This window comes from Actinomadura rifamycini DSM 43936 (assembly GCF_000425065.1).
GTDB classification, from domain to species: Bacteria; Actinomycetota; Actinomycetes; order Streptosporangiales; family Streptosporangiaceae; genus Spirillospora; species Spirillospora rifamycini.
This window is the reverse complement of the sequence record NZ_AULB01000014.1, coordinates 13,947-29,729: the sequence shown is the minus strand read 5'-3', so window position 1 is coordinate 29,729 and position 15,783 is coordinate 13,947. Positions and strand designations below refer to the sequence as shown.

12 protein-coding genes are annotated in these 15,783 nt (G+C 73.5%); 9 read left to right on the top strand and 3 right to left on the bottom strand.

Features of this window, described 5'->3' with window-relative positions:
- Positions 1–132: 132 nt before the first annotated feature.
- Together H505_RS0114325 and H505_RS0114320 are read left to right on the top strand one after the other, a co-directional pair.
- The gene (locus H505_RS0114325; RefSeq protein WP_051300663.1) at positions 133–2,715 is read left to right on the top strand and encodes a phosphoenolpyruvate carboxylase; all 2,583 of its coding nucleotides are present in this window, start codon (positions 133–135) and stop codon (positions 2,713–2,715) included.
- A gap of 62 nt (positions 2,716–2,777) precedes the next feature.
- Positions 2,778–3,125: a hypothetical protein gene (locus tag H505_RS0114320; RefSeq protein WP_157432994.1), complete on the top strand. Its 348-nt coding sequence runs from the start codon at positions 2,778–2,780 to the stop codon at positions 3,123–3,125.
- Here the strand turns inward: H505_RS0114320 and H505_RS0114315 are convergent.
- The gene (locus tag H505_RS0114315; protein ID WP_026402556.1) at positions 3,122–3,898 is read right to left on the bottom strand and encodes an enoyl-CoA hydratase/isomerase family protein; all 777 of its coding nucleotides are present in this window, start codon (positions 3,896–3,898) and stop codon (positions 3,122–3,124) included. The two genes, H505_RS0114320 and H505_RS0114315, sit on opposite strands and share 4 nt — an antisense overlap.
- A 49-nt stretch (positions 3,899–3,947) precedes the next feature.
- On the opposite strand from H505_RS0114315, the gene H505_RS0114310 reads away from it, so the two are divergent.
- Complete coding sequence (locus H505_RS0114310) at positions 3,948–4,805, top strand: biotin--[acetyl-CoA-carboxylase] ligase (protein WP_026402555.1); 858 nt, start codon at positions 3,948–3,950, stop codon at positions 4,803–4,805.
- Between the two features lie 90 nt (positions 4,806–4,895).
- Entirely contained in the window at positions 4,896–5,921 is a 1,026-nt protein-coding gene (locus tag H505_RS0114305) for an adenylate/guanylate cyclase domain-containing protein (protein WP_026402554.1), read from the top strand.
- A gap of 57 nt (positions 5,922–5,978) precedes the next feature.
- On the opposite strand, the gene bfr is transcribed toward H505_RS0114305, so the two are convergent.
- Both bfr and H505_RS48525 read right to left on the bottom strand, forming a co-directional pair.
- A complete protein-coding gene (bfr, locus tag H505_RS0114300; protein WP_026402553.1) occupies positions 5,979–6,476 on the bottom strand; it encodes a bacterioferritin in 498 nt (165 codons plus the stop codon).
- A 131-nt stretch (positions 6,477–6,607) separates the two neighbouring features.
- Positions 6,608–6,997 carry a (2Fe-2S)-binding protein gene (locus H505_RS48525; RefSeq protein WP_064743631.1) on the bottom strand — a complete coding sequence of 130 codons (390 nt, stop codon included), beginning with the start codon at positions 6,995–6,997 and terminating at the stop codon, positions 6,608–6,610.
- Positions 6,998–7,180: 183 nt separating this feature from the next.
- Here H505_RS48525 and glgX point away from each other — a divergent pair, with 183 nt between their 5' ends.
- The 5 genes from glgX to H505_RS0114270 all read left to right on the top strand — a co-directional run bounded on the left by glgX (position 7,181) and on the right by H505_RS0114270 (position 15,744).
- Complete coding sequence (gene glgX / locus H505_RS0114290; RefSeq protein WP_026402552.1) at positions 7,181–9,382, top strand: glycogen debranching protein GlgX; 2,202 nt, start codon at positions 7,181–7,183, stop codon at positions 9,380–9,382.
- The gene (gene treY, locus H505_RS0114285; protein ID WP_245592512.1) at positions 9,375–11,774 is read left to right on the top strand and encodes a malto-oligosyltrehalose synthase; all 2,400 of its coding nucleotides are present in this window, start codon (positions 9,375–9,377) and stop codon (positions 11,772–11,774) included. Before glgX ends, treY begins: the two co-directional genes overlap by 8 nt.
- Positions 11,771–13,579 (top strand): malto-oligosyltrehalose trehalohydrolase, encoded by a 1,809-nt coding sequence (gene treZ, locus H505_RS0114280; protein WP_026402550.1) that lies wholly within the window; start codon positions 11,771–11,773, stop codon positions 13,577–13,579. The genes treY and treZ overlap by 4 nt, the downstream gene beginning before the upstream one ends.
- Positions 13,580–13,704: 125 nt before the next feature.
- A complete protein-coding gene (locus H505_RS0114275) occupies positions 13,705–14,376 on the top strand; it encodes a response regulator transcription factor (protein ID WP_026402549.1) in 672 nt (223 codons plus the stop codon).
- Positions 14,377–14,469: 93 nt separating this feature from the next.
- Entirely contained in the window at positions 14,470–15,744 is a 1,275-nt protein-coding gene (locus H505_RS0114270) for an ATP-binding protein (protein ID WP_026402548.1), read from the top strand.
- Positions 15,745–15,783: the final 39 nt, after the last annotated feature.

The following is a 15,783-nucleotide window of genomic DNA, read 5'->3' as shown; positions in this document are numbered from 1 at the left end:
GGGCCAGCGTAACCGGACGCTGATGATCGCGATGCGGGCGGGGCCCGGTGACCGGGATGAACGCACCCCGGCGCCGCCTCGTTAGGGTTGGGGAACGTGGCTACGAACACGCGTGAGATCCTCCGGCAGGACATGCCCGAACCGCTGCGCAACGACGTCCGGCTGCTGGGCGGCATGCTCGGCGACGGGCTCGTCGAGTACGGCGGGCGGGCACTGCTGGACGACGTCGAGCGGCTCCGGCACGCGGTGATCGCCGCGCGCCGCGGCGAGCTGCCCGGCGACGAGGTCGCCGCGATCGTCGACGGCTGGTCGCTGGAGCGCGCCGAGGAGGTCGCCCGCGCCTTCACCGTGTACTTCCACCTGACGAACCTCGCGGAGGAGCACCACCGCATCCGCACGCTGCGCGAGCGCGACACCGGCGACACCGCCCCCGGGTCGGTCGCCGCGGCCGTCGCCGAGATCGGCGACGCCGAGTTCCTCGCCGGGCTGGTCGACGGCCTGGAGTTCCGGCCGGTGTTCACCGCGCACCCCACCGAGGCCCGGCGCCGCGCCGTCGTCACGTCCATCCAGCGGATCAGCGACCTGCTCGCCCGGCTGAACGCCGGCCCCGGCGCCGGCGAGCGCGCCGAGACCGAGCGGACGCTCCGCGAGGAGATCGACGTCCTGTGGCGGACCGCGCTGCGCCGCGGCACCCAGATGGACCCGCTCGACGAGGTCCGCACCGCGATGGCCGCGTTCGACGAGACGATCTTCCGGGTCGTCCCGCACGTGTACCGGGCCCTCGACCGCGCCCTCGCCGGCGCGGACACCGGCACCCGGCCCCCGGCGGCGCGCCCCTACCTGCGCTTCGGGAGCTGGATCGGCGGCGACCGCGACGGCAACCCCTACGTCACCGCGCAGGTCACCCGCGACGCGGTCATGATCCAGGCGGAGCACGTCCTGTCCGCCCTGGAGGCGACGTGCGCCCGCATCGGCCGCGAGCTGACCGTGCACGAGAGCACCACGCCGCCCTCGGCGGCGCTGCGCAACGCCCTCGCCGCCGCCCGCACCGCGCAGCCGTCCCGCAGCCGCCGGATGGCCAAGCGCTCGCCCGGCGAACCGCACCGGCAGTTCCTGCTCTACGTCGCGGCCCGCATCGCCGCGACCCGCGACCGCGACGCCGACCTCGCCTACGCGTCCCCCGACGACCTGCTCGCCGACCTCCGCACCGTGCAGGAGTCCCTCGCCGCCGCGGGCGCGAAGCGGCAGGCGTACGGCCGCGTCCAGCAGCTCGTCTGGCAGGTCGAGACGTTCGGCTTCCACCTCGCCGAGCTGGAGATCCGGCAGCACTCCGAGCTGCACGAGCAGGCCCTCGCGGAGATCCGCGCCGGCGGCGAGCGCTCGGCGATGACCGAGGAGATCCTCGAGACCCTCCGCGTCGTCGCGTGGATCCAGCAGCGGTTCGGCGTCCGCGCCTGCCACCGCTACGTCGTGTCGTTCACCCGCTCCGCCGACGACATCGCGAACGTGCACGAACTGGCCGCGTCCCTCGGCGAGCAGGCGCCCGTCCTGGACGTCGTCCCGCTGTTCGAGACCGGCGAGGACCTCGACCGCGCGCCCGAGACCGTCGACGGCATGCTCGGCATCCCGGCCGTCCGGCGCCGCCTCGACGACACCGGCCGCCGGCTGGAGGTCATGCTCGGCTACTCCGACTCGGCGAAGCAGCTCGGCCCGGCCAGCGCCACCCTCCGCCTGTACGACGCGCAGGAGGCGCTCACCGCGTGGGCGTCGAAGCACGGCGTCGCGCTGACCCTGTTCCACGGCCGCGGCGGCTCCCTCGGCCGCGGCGGCGGCCCCGCCAACCGCGCGATCCTCGCCCAGGCGCCCGGCTCCGTCGGCGGCCGGTTCAAGGTCACCGAGCAGGGCGAGGTGATCTTCGCCCGGTACGGCCACCCCGAGATCGCCAAGCGGCACGTCGAGCAGGTGACGAGCGCCGTCCTGCTGGCGTCCACCGACGCCGTCCAGGACCGCGCCCGCGAGGCCGCCGACCGGTACCGCCCGCTCGCCGACCGCATCGGCGCCGCCGCCCAGACCGCGTTCCGCTCCCTCATCGAGACGGACGGCTTCGCGGCCTGGTTCGCGCGCGTCAGCCCCCTGGAGGAGATCTCCGAGCTGCGGATCGGCTCCCGCCCCGCCCGCCGCAAGGCCGCCCGCGGCCTGGAGGACCTGCGCGCCATCCCCTGGGTGTTCGCGTGGACGCAGACCCGCGTCAACCTCCCCGGCTGGTACGGCATCGGCAGCGGCCTCGCCGCCGTGTCCGACGACGGCCGCGACCTCACCGCGCTCCGCGAGGCGTACGAGGCGTGGCCGCTGTTCAACACCCTCCTCGACAACGCCGAGATGAGCCTCGCCAAGTCCGACCGCGCGATCGCCGAGCGCTACCTGGCCCTCGGCGGGCGGCCCGAACTGTCCGAGACCGTCCTCGCCGAGTACGACCGCACGCGCTCGCTCGTCCTCGCCGTCACCGGCCACGAGCGCCTGCTGGAGAACCGCCGCGTCCTGTCCCGCGCCGTCGAGCTGCGCAACCCCTACGTGGACGCGCTCTCGCACCTCCAGCTCCGCGCCCTCAAGGCCCTCCGCGCGGGCGTCGCCGACGAGGCCGAGCGCGCCCACCTGGAGGAACTGCTGCTCCTGTCCGTCAACGGCGTCGCCGCCGGGCTGCAGAACACCGGCTGACGCCCCGGCGCCGCGCGGCGGACGGGCGCCGCCCCGCCGCGCGGCACGCCATACTTCGGTCCGTGACAGGACACCCCTCGAACCCCCCGGGCCACCCCCAGCCGCCGCCGCACTACACGGCCGAAGTGTCGAAGGACGCCATCGGCCGCGCGGCGCACGCCGCGGCGGCGCCCCCCGGCGCGGCCGCCGCGCAGGGCCGTTCGCCGGCCCTGGCCGTGGCGGCCGTCTGCCTGTTCCCCTTCGGCGTCCCCGCGGTCGTCTGCGGCCACCTCGCCCGCCGCCGCTGGCGCGCGGGCGAGGTGACCATCGACATGGTCGACGCCCGCACGGTCGCCCTGTGGGGCATGGCCCTGGGCTACCTGATGACCGCGTTCTACCTGTCCGCCGCCGTCCTGGTCGCCGTGCTCTAACCGGGCCAGACGGGCTTGCGCTTCTCGTTGAAGGCGGCGATGCCCTCGGCGCGGTCCGGGGACAGGACCGCGGTGCGCCAGGCGTTCTCCTCGATGTCGAGGCCGGCCTCGAGGGGGACGCCGCCGCCCTGGCGGAGGGCGCGCTTGGCGGCGCGGACCGCGACGGGGGAGTTGCCCGCGATGACGGCGGCGAGGGCGCGGGCCTCCTCGCGGGCGGAGCCCGCGGGGACCTTGCGGTCGGCGATGCCGAACTCCAGGGCCTCCTCGACCCCGAGGCGGCGGCCGGTGAGGACGAGGTCGGCGGCCTTGCCGGGGCCGAGGCGGCGCAGCGCGAGCTGGGTGCCGCCGCCCGCCGGGATGAGGCCGACGCCGACCTCGGGCAGGCCGAACACGGCGGACTCGTCCGCGACGATCAGGTCGGCGGACAGCGCGATCTCGCAGCCGCCGCCGAGCGCGTAGCCGTGCACGGCGGCGACGACCGGCTGCGGAAGGCCGAGGACGCCGCCGAACGCGGCGCGGAAGACCGGGCGCTGCGCCAGGATCTCCGCGTCGGTCATGGAGTTGCGCTCCTTGAGGTCCGCGCCCACGCAGAACGCCTTCTCGCCCGCGGCGGCGACGACGACCGCGCGCACGGACGCGTCGGCGGCCACCTCGGCGCACACGGCGGCGAGCCGGCGGGCCATCGCGGTGGAGAGGGCGTTGAGGGCTTCCGGTCTGTCGAGCACGATCTCGGCGACGTGCTCGTGGTCCCGCACCAGGGTCACTCCGTCCATGCCCGCACCCTAGACGGCGGCGGTGGGGCCGGTGATGTTGGATGGGTACGTGAGCGACTCACCGTACGGGGACCTGGACCGGCCGCCGCTGCACGAGGCGGCGCTGCACCGCGCGCTCGTCCGCCCGGACGGGCTGTGGCGCGAGGTCCGGGTGGTGCAGGAGACCGGGTCGACGAACGCGGACCTGGCGGCGCTGGCCCGGGAGGGCGCGCCGGAGGGCACCGTGCTGGTGACCGAGCTGCAGACGGCGGGGCGGGGGCGGCTGGGCCGGCCGTGGCGGGCGCCGCCGCGGTCGGGGCTGATGTTCTCGGTGCTGGTGCGCCCCGGGGTGCCGGTGGCGCGGCTCGGGTGGCTGCCGCTGCTGACGGGCGTCGCGGTGGCGACGGCCGTCCGCCGGATGACGGCGTTCTCGCGGGACGCCGAGTCCGGGGACGCCGCGGTCGACGTCCGGTTGAAGTGGCCGAACGACCTGCTGGTGGGGGAGCGGAAGCTGGCCGGGATCCTCGCGGAGAAGGTCGAGGGCGGCCTCGTCGTCGGCGTCGGGCTGAACGTCGGGCTGCGGGCGGAGGAGCTCCCGGTGCCGACGGCGACGTCGCTGGCGATCGAGGGGGCGCCGCTGAGCGACCGGGCGCCGCTGCTGCGCGCGATCCTGCGGGAGTTCGGCACCTGGTACCGGGAGTGGACGGCGCTGGACGGCGATCCGGAGCGCAGCGGCCTCCGCCCCGCCTACAAGGAGCTCTGCGCGACCCTCGGGCGGGCGGTGCGGGTCGAGCTGCCGGCGGACGAGCGGTTGACGGGCACCGCCCGGGACGTGGACGAGTCGGGCCGGCTGGTGGTGTCCGGGCCGTCCGGCGATCGGGCGGTCAGTGCGGGTGATGTGGTGCACGTCCGGGGGACGGACGGGTGAAACGCCCGGCGATCTGCCACGATATGTCCTGGTACCGGACCACGACGCCGCCGGCGGAGCCCACCGCGCCGGTGCACTGAGGGGCGGAGGATGGCACCCGGATTGCCGGATCCGAAGGAGATCGAGCAGCTCCTCCTCGGCGGCGAGCTGCGCTACACGCGCGTGGACGCCGTCCGCCTGTCGGGGGTGTCCCGGGAGTTCTCCGGCCGGATCTGGCGGGCCTTCGGCTACCCGACGATGCCCGACGACGCCGTCGCCTACACCGAGGGCGACGTCGACGCGCTGTGCCGGATGCGGCGGCTGGTGGAGGACGGCGTCCTGGACGAGGAGGGCGTGATCCGGCTCGTCCGGGCGTTCGGGCAGACGATGACGCGCCTCGCCGAATGGCAGGTCAGCCTGCTGCGCAGCATGATCAGCGAGGACCCGAACGAGACGCCGTCGGCCGAGGCGCTGAACGCGATCGTGGGGATCGCCGAGTCGCACATCGGGGAGTTCGAGCCGCTCGTCCTGCACGCGTGGCGGCGGCAGCTCGCCTCGGCCGGGACGCGCGCGCTCGCGGCGGCCGCCACCCGCGAGAACGGCGACTCCGCCGGACGGCCCATGACCACCGTCGGGTTCGCGGACATGGTGTCGTTCACGCAGGTCAGCCGGGAGCTGAACGAGATCGAGCTGGCGCGGGTCGTGGAGTGGTTCGAGGAGTCGACGTCGGACATCATCGCGGCGTGCGGCGGCCGGGTGGTCAAGACGCTCGGCGACGAGGTGCTGTTCAGTGCGGAGTCGCCGCGGGTCGGCGCGGAGATCGCGCTGACGGTCGCGGCGGCGATCCAGGACGAGACCGAGGTGCCGGACGTCCGGGTCGGCGTGGCGCACGGGCCCGTGCTGCCGCTGATGGGGGACGTCTTCGGCACCACGGTGAACCTGGCGGCGCGGCTCACGTCGCTGGCCCGGCCCGGGTCGGTGGTGATCGACGCCGAGCTGGCCGCGGCCCTGGAGAAGGACCCGGCCTACGAGGTGACCCGGATCGTGCGGCGCCCGGTCCAGGGCCTGGGGATCATCCAGCCGTACGTGCTGCGGCGCGCTCCCAGGCCCCCGGACACCGCCGCGGGCCGCACCTGACCCGCGGCATCTCGCCGCACCCGTCCGGTCGGCCCGTCCGCCCGGCCGCCCGTCCGGTCAGACGGAGTCGGGCCCGTTCTCGCCGGGGGAGCCGGTGAGCCGCTGCAGGTAGTTCTGCTCGCCGAGGGCGTCGACGAGGCTCAGCTCGGTCTCCAGGTAGTCGATGTGCTGCTCCTCGTCCTCGAGGATGTGCTCGAAGAGCCGCGCGGAGGTGATGTCGCCGCGCGAGCGCATCAGCTCGATGCCGGGGACCAGCCGGGCGACGGCCTCCTTCTCGATCTCCAGGTCGGCCTTGAGCTGCTCGATGACGGTCTGCCCGATGCGCAGCGTGCCGAGCTTCTGGTAGTTCGGGAGGCCCTCGAGGAACAGGATGCGGTTCGTGAGGTGCTCCGCGTGCCGCATCTCGTCGATGGACTCGTCGCGGGTGTGCTTGGCGATCCGGGTGAAGCCCCAGTTCTCCTGCATCTTCGAGTGCAGGAAGTACTGGTTGATCGCGGTGAGCTCCGCGGTGAGCTGCTCGTTGAGGAGATTGATGATGTCCTTGTCGCCTTCCATATGGCCATACTTACATGGCCGAGCGGCGCGTGACAGCACCGGGCGGGGTGCGTGTCCGTTTCGCACGGTTCGTGGGCGCCTGATCCGGGAATTCCGGGATGGGCGCTCGCCGCTGTTCGGTTAGGGAAGGCTCAGGCCGCCGTGGGCGGTGCGGTCCCCCTTTCGACCTGGTCGGACATCACGGGTTCGGACACCGCCGGCCGCTCGGCGAGCGGGTCGGCGACGAACGTCTCGGGGGCTCCGGGGCCCGGCTTCGCCGTGACGGGCGCCACGGTGCCGGGCGGCGGGGGCGCGGGCTCGGGGACGGCGGCCAGCGGGAGCGGCCCGCCGGTGAGGGCGTCCGCCAGCTCGCTCGCGGTGCGGTACTCGCTGACCAGCGCGGAGATCCGCCGGGTGCAGGAGCCGCAGCCGGGCTTCATGCCGCAGGCGGCCTTGACGTCCTTGACGGTGGCGCACGCACCGTTCGCCATGCAGCCGTGCACGTCGTCCTCGGTGACGGCGTTGCAGATGCAGACGTACATCCGGTTCGGGCCTTCCGTCCGACTTCTCGTTCCGGGCCTGACCTGGGCTCTTAGGGAGTCCTCAATAAGGTAAGGCTCCCCTAAGGTAGCCCACGGATGTCCGTTCTGACCAGAGGACTCCCGATCGGTGTGATCCAGCCCTCACAGGGAAGGGCTTCCAGCGCACCGACGGGAGGGCGGGACATGGCACAGGTGTGGCCGGGCGAGGCGTATCCGCTCGGCGCCAGGTTCGACGGCGCCGGGACGAACTTCGCCGTCTACTCCGAGGCCGCCGAGCGGGTCGAGCTGTGCCTGTTCGACGGCCCCGCCGCGGACGGCGAGGAGACCCGGGTCGTCCTCGAGGAGGCCGACGCGTTCGTCTGGCACGCCTACCTGCCCGGCGTCATGCCGGGGCGCCGCTACGGGTACCGGGTGCACGGCCCGTACGACCCGCGCCGCGGCCTGCGCTGCAACCCGGCGAAGCTGCTGCTGGACCCGTACGCGCAGGCCGTCGAGGGCGAGGTCGACTGGGACGAGTCGTGCTTCGGCTACCGGTTCGGCGACCCGTGCTCGCGCAACGACGCCGACTCGGCGCGGCACACGATGCGGTCGGTGGTCGTCAGCCCGTACTTCGACTGGGGCGACGACCGGCCGCCGCGCATCCCCTACCACGAGACGGTGATCTACGAGGCGCACGTCAAGGGGCTGACCGCCCGCCACCCGGAAGTGCCGAAGGACCTGCGCGGGACGTACGCGGGCCTCGCCCACCCGGTGGTCGTCGACCATCTGAAGTCGCTCGGGGTGACGGCGGTCGAGCTGATGCCGGTGCACCAGTTCGTCCACGACGACGCGCTGACGCGGCGGGGGCTGCGCAACTACTGGGGCTACAACACGATCGGGTTCTTCGCGCCGCACAACGAGTACTCGTCGTCCGGGCACCGGGGCGAGCAGGTGCTGGAGTTCAAGTCGATGGTGAAGGCGCTGCACGAGGCGGGGATGGAGGTGATTCTCGACGTCGTCTACAACCACACGGCGGAGGGCAACCACCTCGGCCCGACGCTGTCGTTCCGCGGTCTCGACAACGCCTCGTACTACCGGCTCGCCGAGGACGACCGGCGCTACTACATGGACACGACGGGCACCGGCAACAGCCTGCTGATGCACAGCCCGCACGTCCTGCAGCTCATCATGGACTCGCTGCGGTACTGGGTGACCGAGATGCACGTGGACGGCTTCCGGTTCGACCTCGCCGCCACCCTCGCCCGCGAGCTGCACGCCGTCGACCGGCTGTCGGCGTTCTTCGACCTCGTCCAGCAGGACCCGGTCGTCTCCCAGGTGAAGCTGATCGCCGAACCCTGGGACGTGGGCGAGGGCGGTTACCAGGTGGGGAACTTCCCGCCGCTGTGGACGGAGTGGAACGGGCAGTACCGCGACACCATGCGCGACTTCTGGCGCGGGCGTCCGGGCACGATGCCCGACTTCGCGTCCCGCCTGACCGGGTCGTCCGACCTCTACGCCGACGACGGCCGCCGCCCGATCGCGTCGATCAACTTCATCACCTGCCACGACGGGTTCACGCTGCACGACCTCGTCTCCTACGACCACAAGCACAACGAGGCGAACGGCGAGTCGAACCGGGACGGGACGGACGACGACCGGTCGTGGAACTGCGGCGTCGAGGGCCCGACGGACGACCTCGACGTCATCGCCCTGCGCGAACGGCAGAAGCGCAACTTCCTCACGACGCTCTTCCTGTCGCAGGGCGTGCCGATGCTGTCGCACGGCGACGAGCTGGGCCGCACGCAGAAGGGCAACAACAACGCCTACTGCCAGGACTCCGAACTCTCCTGGATCGACTGGACCGGCCTCCGCGACGACACGTGCTCGCCCCGACCAACCGACCCCGCCGACCTCCACGGCTTCGACGAGCGCGGGCCGATGCTCGACTTCGTTCGGCGCCTGTCCAAGCTGCGCACCCGGCACCCGGTGTTCCGGCGCCGCCGGTTCTTCCGCGGCGACCAGCGCAAGCGGAAGGCCCGCGGCGCCCGCGCGAAGCCGGAGAACCTGCCCGACCTGGTGTGGTTCCGCCCGAGCGGCGAGGAGATGACCGACCGCGACTGGCGGGCCGGGTTCAACAAGTCGCTCAACGTGTTCCTCAACGGCGACGCCATCGGCGAGCCCGACCGGCGCGGCCGGCGGATCCGCGACGACTCGTTCATGCTGCTGGTCAACGCGCACGACGGCGACCTGCCGTTCGTCCTCCCGCCCGCCCCCTACGGGCAGATGTGGATCAAGGTGCTGGACACCGCCGACCCCCTGCTCGCGGAGGAGGAGTCGCCGGTCGTGAAGGCCCGCGAGACCGTCCCGGTCGCCGCGCGATCCATCCAGGTGCTCCGCCGTGCCTGACCCGCCGGGCCCGCCCGACCCGTCCGCGCCCGGTTCCTCCGCGCCCGACCCCTCCGCGCCGGGCCCGTCCGCGCCCGGGCCCGGCGCGGCGGGACCCCCGCCCCACCAGCCTTCCCCGCCCGACCACGCCCCCGACCCCACCGAGGACGACATGGCTGAGGAGATCCCGGCGGACGGTCCCGCCGCACCCCCGTCCGGCACCTACCGCATCCAGCTCCGCGGGACGCCCGAGGAGCACTTCGGCTTCGCCGAGGCCGCCGCGCTCGCGCCCTACCTGGCCGCGCTCGGCGTGTCCCACGTCTACCTGTCGCCGGTTCTGAAGGCGGCGCCCGGTTCCGCGCACGGCTACGACGTCGTCGACCACGCGCGGCTCGCCGACGAACTGGGCGGCGCCGAGGCGTTCGGCGCGATGGCGACCCGGTTCCGCGCGCACGGGCTGCGCCTGCTGGTCGACATCGTCCCGAACCACATGGCGATCCCCGACCCGCCCGACCTGAACGCCCCGCTGGCCGCCGTCCTGGCCGACGGCCGGTCGTCCCCCTTCGCCCGCTGGTTCGACGTGGACTGGGACGCGGGCGGCGGACGGCTCGTCCTGCCCGGGGACGGCGAGCCCAACTACCGCCGGTTCTTCGACATCTCCGGGCTCATCGGCCTCCGCCAGGAGGACCGGGAGGTGTTCGACACCACCCACGCCCTCCCGTTCGACCTCGCCGACCAGGGCCTCGTGGACGGCCTGCGCGTGGACCATCCGGACGGCCTCGCCGACCCGCGCGGCTACCTGCGCCGCGTCGCCGCCCGGGTGCCGGACGCGTGGCTCGTCGTCGAGAAGATCACCGAGGGCGCGGAGCGGCTGCCGTCCGACTGGCCGTGCGCGGGGACGACCGGGTACGACTCGCTGCCGGTGATCGGCGGCCTGTTCGTCGACCCGGACGGCGAGAAGCCGCTCACCGACCTGTACACGTCCCTGACCGGCGGCCCGGCGGACTTCGCGGAGGCCGAGCGGGAGTCCCGCCGGTACGCGGCCGAGCACGGGCTGCGCCCCGAGGTCGACCGGCTCGCGCGCGTCCTGCACCGCGTCGCGGGCGACCGCCCCGGGCTGCGGCGCGCGCTGGTCGAACTGCTCGTCGCGATGCCGGTGTACCGCGCGTACGTCGTCCCCGGGGAGGACGCCCAGCCCCAGGCCGTCGAGGTCCTGGAAGAGGCCGCCAGGCGCGCGCGCACACGGCTGTCTGAGGACCTGCACGGCGACCTGGACACGATCGTGGACCTCGCCTTGGGGCGGGGCGAGAAAACGGACCCCGAGTTCATCATCCGGTTCCAGCAGACGACGGCGCCGCTCGCGGCCAAAGGCGTGGAGGACACCGCGTTCTACCGGTGGAACCGCATGGCCGCCCTGAACGAGGTGGGCGGCGACCCGGGCCGGTTCTCGGTCGAGCCGGCGGACTTCCACACGCACTGCGTCCGCCTCGCCCGCGACTGGCCCCGGACCCTGACGACGCTCTCCACGCACGACACCAAGCGGCAGGAGGACGTCCGGGCCTGGCTGTACGTCCTGTCGGAGCTTCCGGACGCGTGGGCCGAGGCCGTGCACCGCTGGCGGGACTGGTGGGGCGGCGACCGCTCCCCGCTGGAGCCCGACCTGGAGTACCTGCTGTGGCAGACGCTCGTCGGCGCGTGGCCGCTGGAGGCCGGCCGCCTCACGGAGTTCCTCACCAAGGCGATGCGCGAGGCCAAGACGCGGACGTCCTGGCTCGACCCGGACACCGGGTACGAGGACGCCGTCCGCGAGCACGCCCGCCGCGTCCTGGCCGACCCCGACCTGATCACGGACGTCACCGCGTTCGTCTCCCGCCTCCACCCGTACGCGCGCGTCAACTCACTCGGGCAGAAGCTCGTGCAGCTCGCCATGCCGGGCGTCCCCGACGTCTACCAGGGCTGCGAGATGACCGCGCTCGGGCTCGTCGACCCCGACAACCGGCGCCCGGTCGACTACGGGCTGCGCCGCGAGCGGCTGCACCGCCTCGACACCGGCCGCGCCCCGAAGGACGTCGACGACGAGAAGCTGCTGGTCACCATGCGGACGCTGCGGCTGCGCCGGTCCCGGCCCGACTGGTTCGGGCCCGCGGCCGGGTACGAGCCGCTGCCCGCCCGGGGGCCCGCCGCCGACCACGTCGTCGGGTTCGCGCGCGGCGACGCGCTCGCGCTCGCCACCCGGCTGCCGGTCGGCCTGGAGCGGCGCGGCGGCTGGGGCTCGACGACGGTCGGCGCGGGCCGGCAGGGCTGGCACGACGTCCTGACGGGCGCGTACCACTGGGGGCCCGACCTGCCCGCCGCCGAGGTGTTCGCGCAGCTCCCGGTGGCGCTGCTCGTCCCGAGGGAGATCTCGCGTTGACCCGGTTCGAGGTGTGGGCGCCGGACGCCCGCCGCGTGGACGTCGCGTGCGGCACGGCGCCCGACCTCGTCCGGCATCCGCTGGCGCCCCTGCCGGGCCGTCCCGGCTGGTGGGGGACGGACGTGCCCGGCGCGTCCCACGGGACCGACTACGGGTTCGTCCTCGACGGGAGCGACGATCCGGCGGAGGAGACGGAGGTCCTGCCGGACCCGCGCTCCCGGTGGCAGCCGAACGGCGTGCACGGCCCGAGCCGCGTCTACGACGACGGCCGCTTCGCCTGGACGGACGCCGGGTGGCGCGGGCGCCCGTTGCCAGGGAGCGTCCTGTACGAGCTGCACGTCGGGACGTTCACCCCGGAAGGAACCTTCGACGCGGCCATAGAACGCTTGGACCATCTCGTGTCGCTGGGGATCGACGCAGTAGAGCTGCTGCCCGTCGCGTCGTTCCCCGGTCACCACGGGTGGGGGTACGACGGTGTCCACCTGTGGGCCCCGCACGAGCCCTACGGCGGTCCGGACGGCCTCAAGCGGTTCGTGGACGCCGCCCATGCCCGGGGGCTCGCGGTCGTCCTGGACGTCGTCTACAACCATCTGGGCCCGGACGGGAACCGCCTCGCCTCCTACGGCCCGTACTTCACCGGCGCCCACATGACGCCCTGGGGCGACGCGGTGAACTTCGACCAGGCGGGGTCGGACGAAGTCCGCGCGTTCGTCGTCGAGAACGCGCTGATGTGGCTGCGCGACCACCACCTGGACGGGCTCCGGCTCGACGCCGTCCACGCCATCGCCGACCTGCGCGCCGTTCACATCCTGGAGGAGCTCGCGGAGGCGGTGGCGGGCCTGTCCGCGCACCTGGGGCGGAATCTGTTCCTGATAGCCGAATCCGACCTGAACGATCCGCGCCTGGTGACGTCCAGAGACGCGGGGGGATATGGGCTCGACGCGCAGTGGAGCGACGATTTCCACCACGCTTTGCACGCGGCCCTGACCGGTGAGCGCCAGGGTTACTACTGCGACTTCGGGTCATTGGAGGTACTGCAGAAAACCCTGACACGGGTGTTTTTCCACGACGGCACGATGTCGGCCTACAGGGGGCGTCGCCACGGTCGTTCCGTCGACGTCCGCACAACGCCCGCGCACCGTTTTCTGGGTTTCCTGCAGAACCACGACCAGGTGGGCAATCGCGCGTCCGGGGACCGCATAAGCGCGACGCTGTCCGTGCCCATGCAGAAGGTGGGGGCCGCGCTCCTCCTCCTGTCGCCGTTCACGCCGATGCTGTTCATGGGCGAGGAATGGGGCGCGTCCACCCCGTGGTGCTATTTCACCGACCACGTCGACCCGGATCTCGGACGGGCGGTGAGCGAGGGCCGCCGGCGGGAGTTCGCCCGGCACGGCTGGGCGGGCGACATCCCCGACCCGCAGGATCCGGAGACGTTCCGCCGGTCGGTGCTCGACTGGGCGGAGGCCGCCGGACCGCCCCACCGCGACCTGCTCGACTGGTACCGGGCGCTGATCGCGCTCCGCCGTTCGGAACCCGACCTCAACGACCCGCGCCTCACCCGGACGGACGTCGACGTCCGGGAAAGCGGCTCGGAACGCGTCGTCGCCATCCGGCGCGGCCGGATCCGCGTCGTCGCGAACCTCGCCGACCGTTCCGCGGAGATCGCGACCGCCGCGTCCCGCCTCGTCCTCGCCTCGGAACCGGACGTGAAACTCGAAACGGACTCCATCGGCGATTCCGGAATCCGCTCGCTGGTGCTTCCGGCGGCCGCCGTCGCGGTCCTCGAAGCGCCGGTCCCCGGGTGACATGCCAGGAATCGCCCGATCACTGGCAAAGATGTGTGTTCGCGGTTCTACTATGAGTGGCAAACCGCAGGTCAAGAGCGCGGCGGCGGCCGAGAAACGTTCAAGATTGGTCATACGATCGGTTCATGACCTCAGTACTGCTCGCCGAGGACGACACGTCCATCTCCGAGCCTCTCGCCCGCGCGCTGCGTCGCGAGGGGTACACCGTCGAAGTCAGCCCGGACGGACCGCAGGCGCTGGAGCGGGCCCTCGGGGGCGGCGTGGACCTCATCGTGCTCGATCTCGGCCTGCCGGAGCTCGACGGCCTTGAGGTGGCCCGCAGGGTGCGTGCCGAGGGGCACGGCGTCCCGATACTGATCCTGACCGCCCGGGCCGACGAGGTCGACACCGTCGTCGGGCTGGACGCGGGCGCCGACGACTACGTCACCAAGCCGTTCCGGCTCGCCGAACTGCTCGCCCGGGTGCGGGCCCTGCTGCGCCGGGGCAGCACCGAGACCCCGATCGTCCAGGGGGTCCGGATCGACGCCGAGTCGCGCCGGGCCTGGATGGGCGAACAGGAGCTCCAGCTGACCACCAAGGAGTTCGACCTGCTGCGCGTCCTGGTCAGGGACGCCGGCAAGGTCGTGACCCGCGAACAGATCATGCGCGAGGTGTGGGACACCAACTGGTGGGGTTCCACGAAGACCCTCGACATGCACATTTCCTGGCTGCGCCGCAAGCTCGGCGACGACGCCGGCAGTCCCCGCTACATCACCACGGTGCGGGGCGTCGGCTTCCGGTTCGAACGCGGCGACTAGCACCGGCCGCCACGGTCGCGCGACCCTTCCCCGGGCCTCCCCGAGAGGCCGGGGAGCCCGGTGCGGCCGTGGCATCACCCCTAAGGAGCCCTGATGAGGCGCCGACTCCTGCTGTCGACGCTCGCGGTGGCGGTGGTCGCGATCCTGCTGCTCGGCGTCCCCCTCGCCTACGCCGCCCACAAGCTCGTCCACGAGGAGGCCCGGAGGTCGCTGGAGCGCGAGGCGTCCACCATCCTCGGCGGCGTCGGCTACAGCCTCCAGACCGGACGGCCGCTGTACGGCGCGGTGATCGCCCGGGAGTATCCCGGCCGACACATCTTCATCACCCTGCCGGACGGCCGCACGGTCGCCGCCGGGCCCGATCCGGGCGCCGGGCGGGCGCTGACCGCGGCCACGTCCGCCGGGGGCGTGCGCGTCCGGGTGTCCCGGCCCGCGTCGCAGGTGCGGGACGCCGAGCTGCGCCTCCTCCTGCTGATCGGCAGCCTCGCCCTGCTGGGCGTCGCCGTCACCGTCGGCCTCGCCATGGTGCAGGCCCGCAAGCTCACCCTCCCGCTCATCGACCTCGCCGAGACCGCCGACCGGCTCGGCACCGGCAACGCCCGCCCGCGGCGCCGCCGCTACGGCATCCCCGAGGTCGACCGGGTCGCCGAGGTCCTCGACCGCAGCGCCGTCCGCATCGCCGACCTGCTCGCCTCCAGCCGGGAGTTCGCCGCGGACGCCAGCCACCAGCTGCGCACCCCGCTCACCGCCCTGTCCATGCGGCTCGACGAGATGATCGAGGCGGCCGACTACCCGGACGTCGTCCGCGAGGAGGGCGCGGCGGCCGTCGCGCAGACCGAGCGCCTCGTCGCCGTCGTCGAGCAGCTCCTCGCCCGCGCCCGCCACGACCGCACCGGCGGCGCCGTCCCCGCCCCCATCGACGACATCATCGCCCAGCAGGTGGAGGAGTGGCGGCCGATCTTCCGCCGCGCCGGACGGGACGTCCGCATCATCGGCGAGCAGGGCCTCGTCGGCATGACCAACCCCGAGGGCCTCTCCCAGATCGTCGCGACCCTCCTGGACAACTCGCTCATGCACGGCGCCGGAACCGTGACGATCCACACCAAGCCGGGCGGCAGTTCGGTCGTGGTCGAGGTCGGCGACGAGGGCGAGGGCATCCCGCCCGACCTCGAACCGCGGATCTTCGAGCGGAGCGTCAGCGGCGGCCGCGGCACCGGCCTCGGCCTCTACCTGGCCCGCTCCCTCGCGGTCGTGGACGGCGGACGGCTGGAGCTGATCCAGGCCCGTCCCGCCGTGTTCGGGGTGTTCCTCCGGCAGACCGCCCAGGCCCGGCTGGCCGCGGAACGCGTCGTCATCGGACCCGCCTGAGGACGGGCGGGCCCGTCGGTGCGAACCGGGCGGGGAGGG

Bases quoted from the DNA above. Each gene is read 5' to 3' on its own strand.
- H505_RS0114325 (WP_051300663.1), top strand. From the start codon at position 133: ATGCCCGAACCGCTGCGCAACGACGTCCGGCTGCTGGGCGGCATGCTC.
- H505_RS0114315 (WP_026402556.1), bottom strand. From the start codon at position 3,898: ATGGACGGAGTGACCCTGGTGCGGGACCACGAGCACGTCGCCGAGATC.
- H505_RS0114305 (WP_026402554.1), top strand. From the start codon at position 4,896: ATGGCACCCGGATTGCCGGATCCGAAGGAGATCGAGCAGCTCCTCCTC.
- bfr (WP_026402553.1), bottom strand. From the start codon at position 6,476: ATGGAAGGCGACAAGGACATCATCAATCTCCTCAACGAGCAGCTCACC.
- H505_RS48525 (WP_064743631.1), bottom strand. From the start codon at position 6,997: ATGTACGTCTGCATCTGCAACGCCGTCACCGAGGACGACGTGCACGGC.
- glgX (WP_026402552.1), top strand. From the start codon at position 7,181: ATGGCACAGGTGTGGCCGGGCGAGGCGTATCCGCTCGGCGCCAGGTTC.
- H505_RS0114275 (WP_026402549.1), top strand. From the start codon at position 13,705: ATGACCTCAGTACTGCTCGCCGAGGACGACACGTCCATCTCCGAGCCT.
- H505_RS0114270 (WP_026402548.1), top strand. From the start codon at position 14,470: ATGAGGCGCCGACTCCTGCTGTCGACGCTCGCGGTGGCGGTGGTCGCG.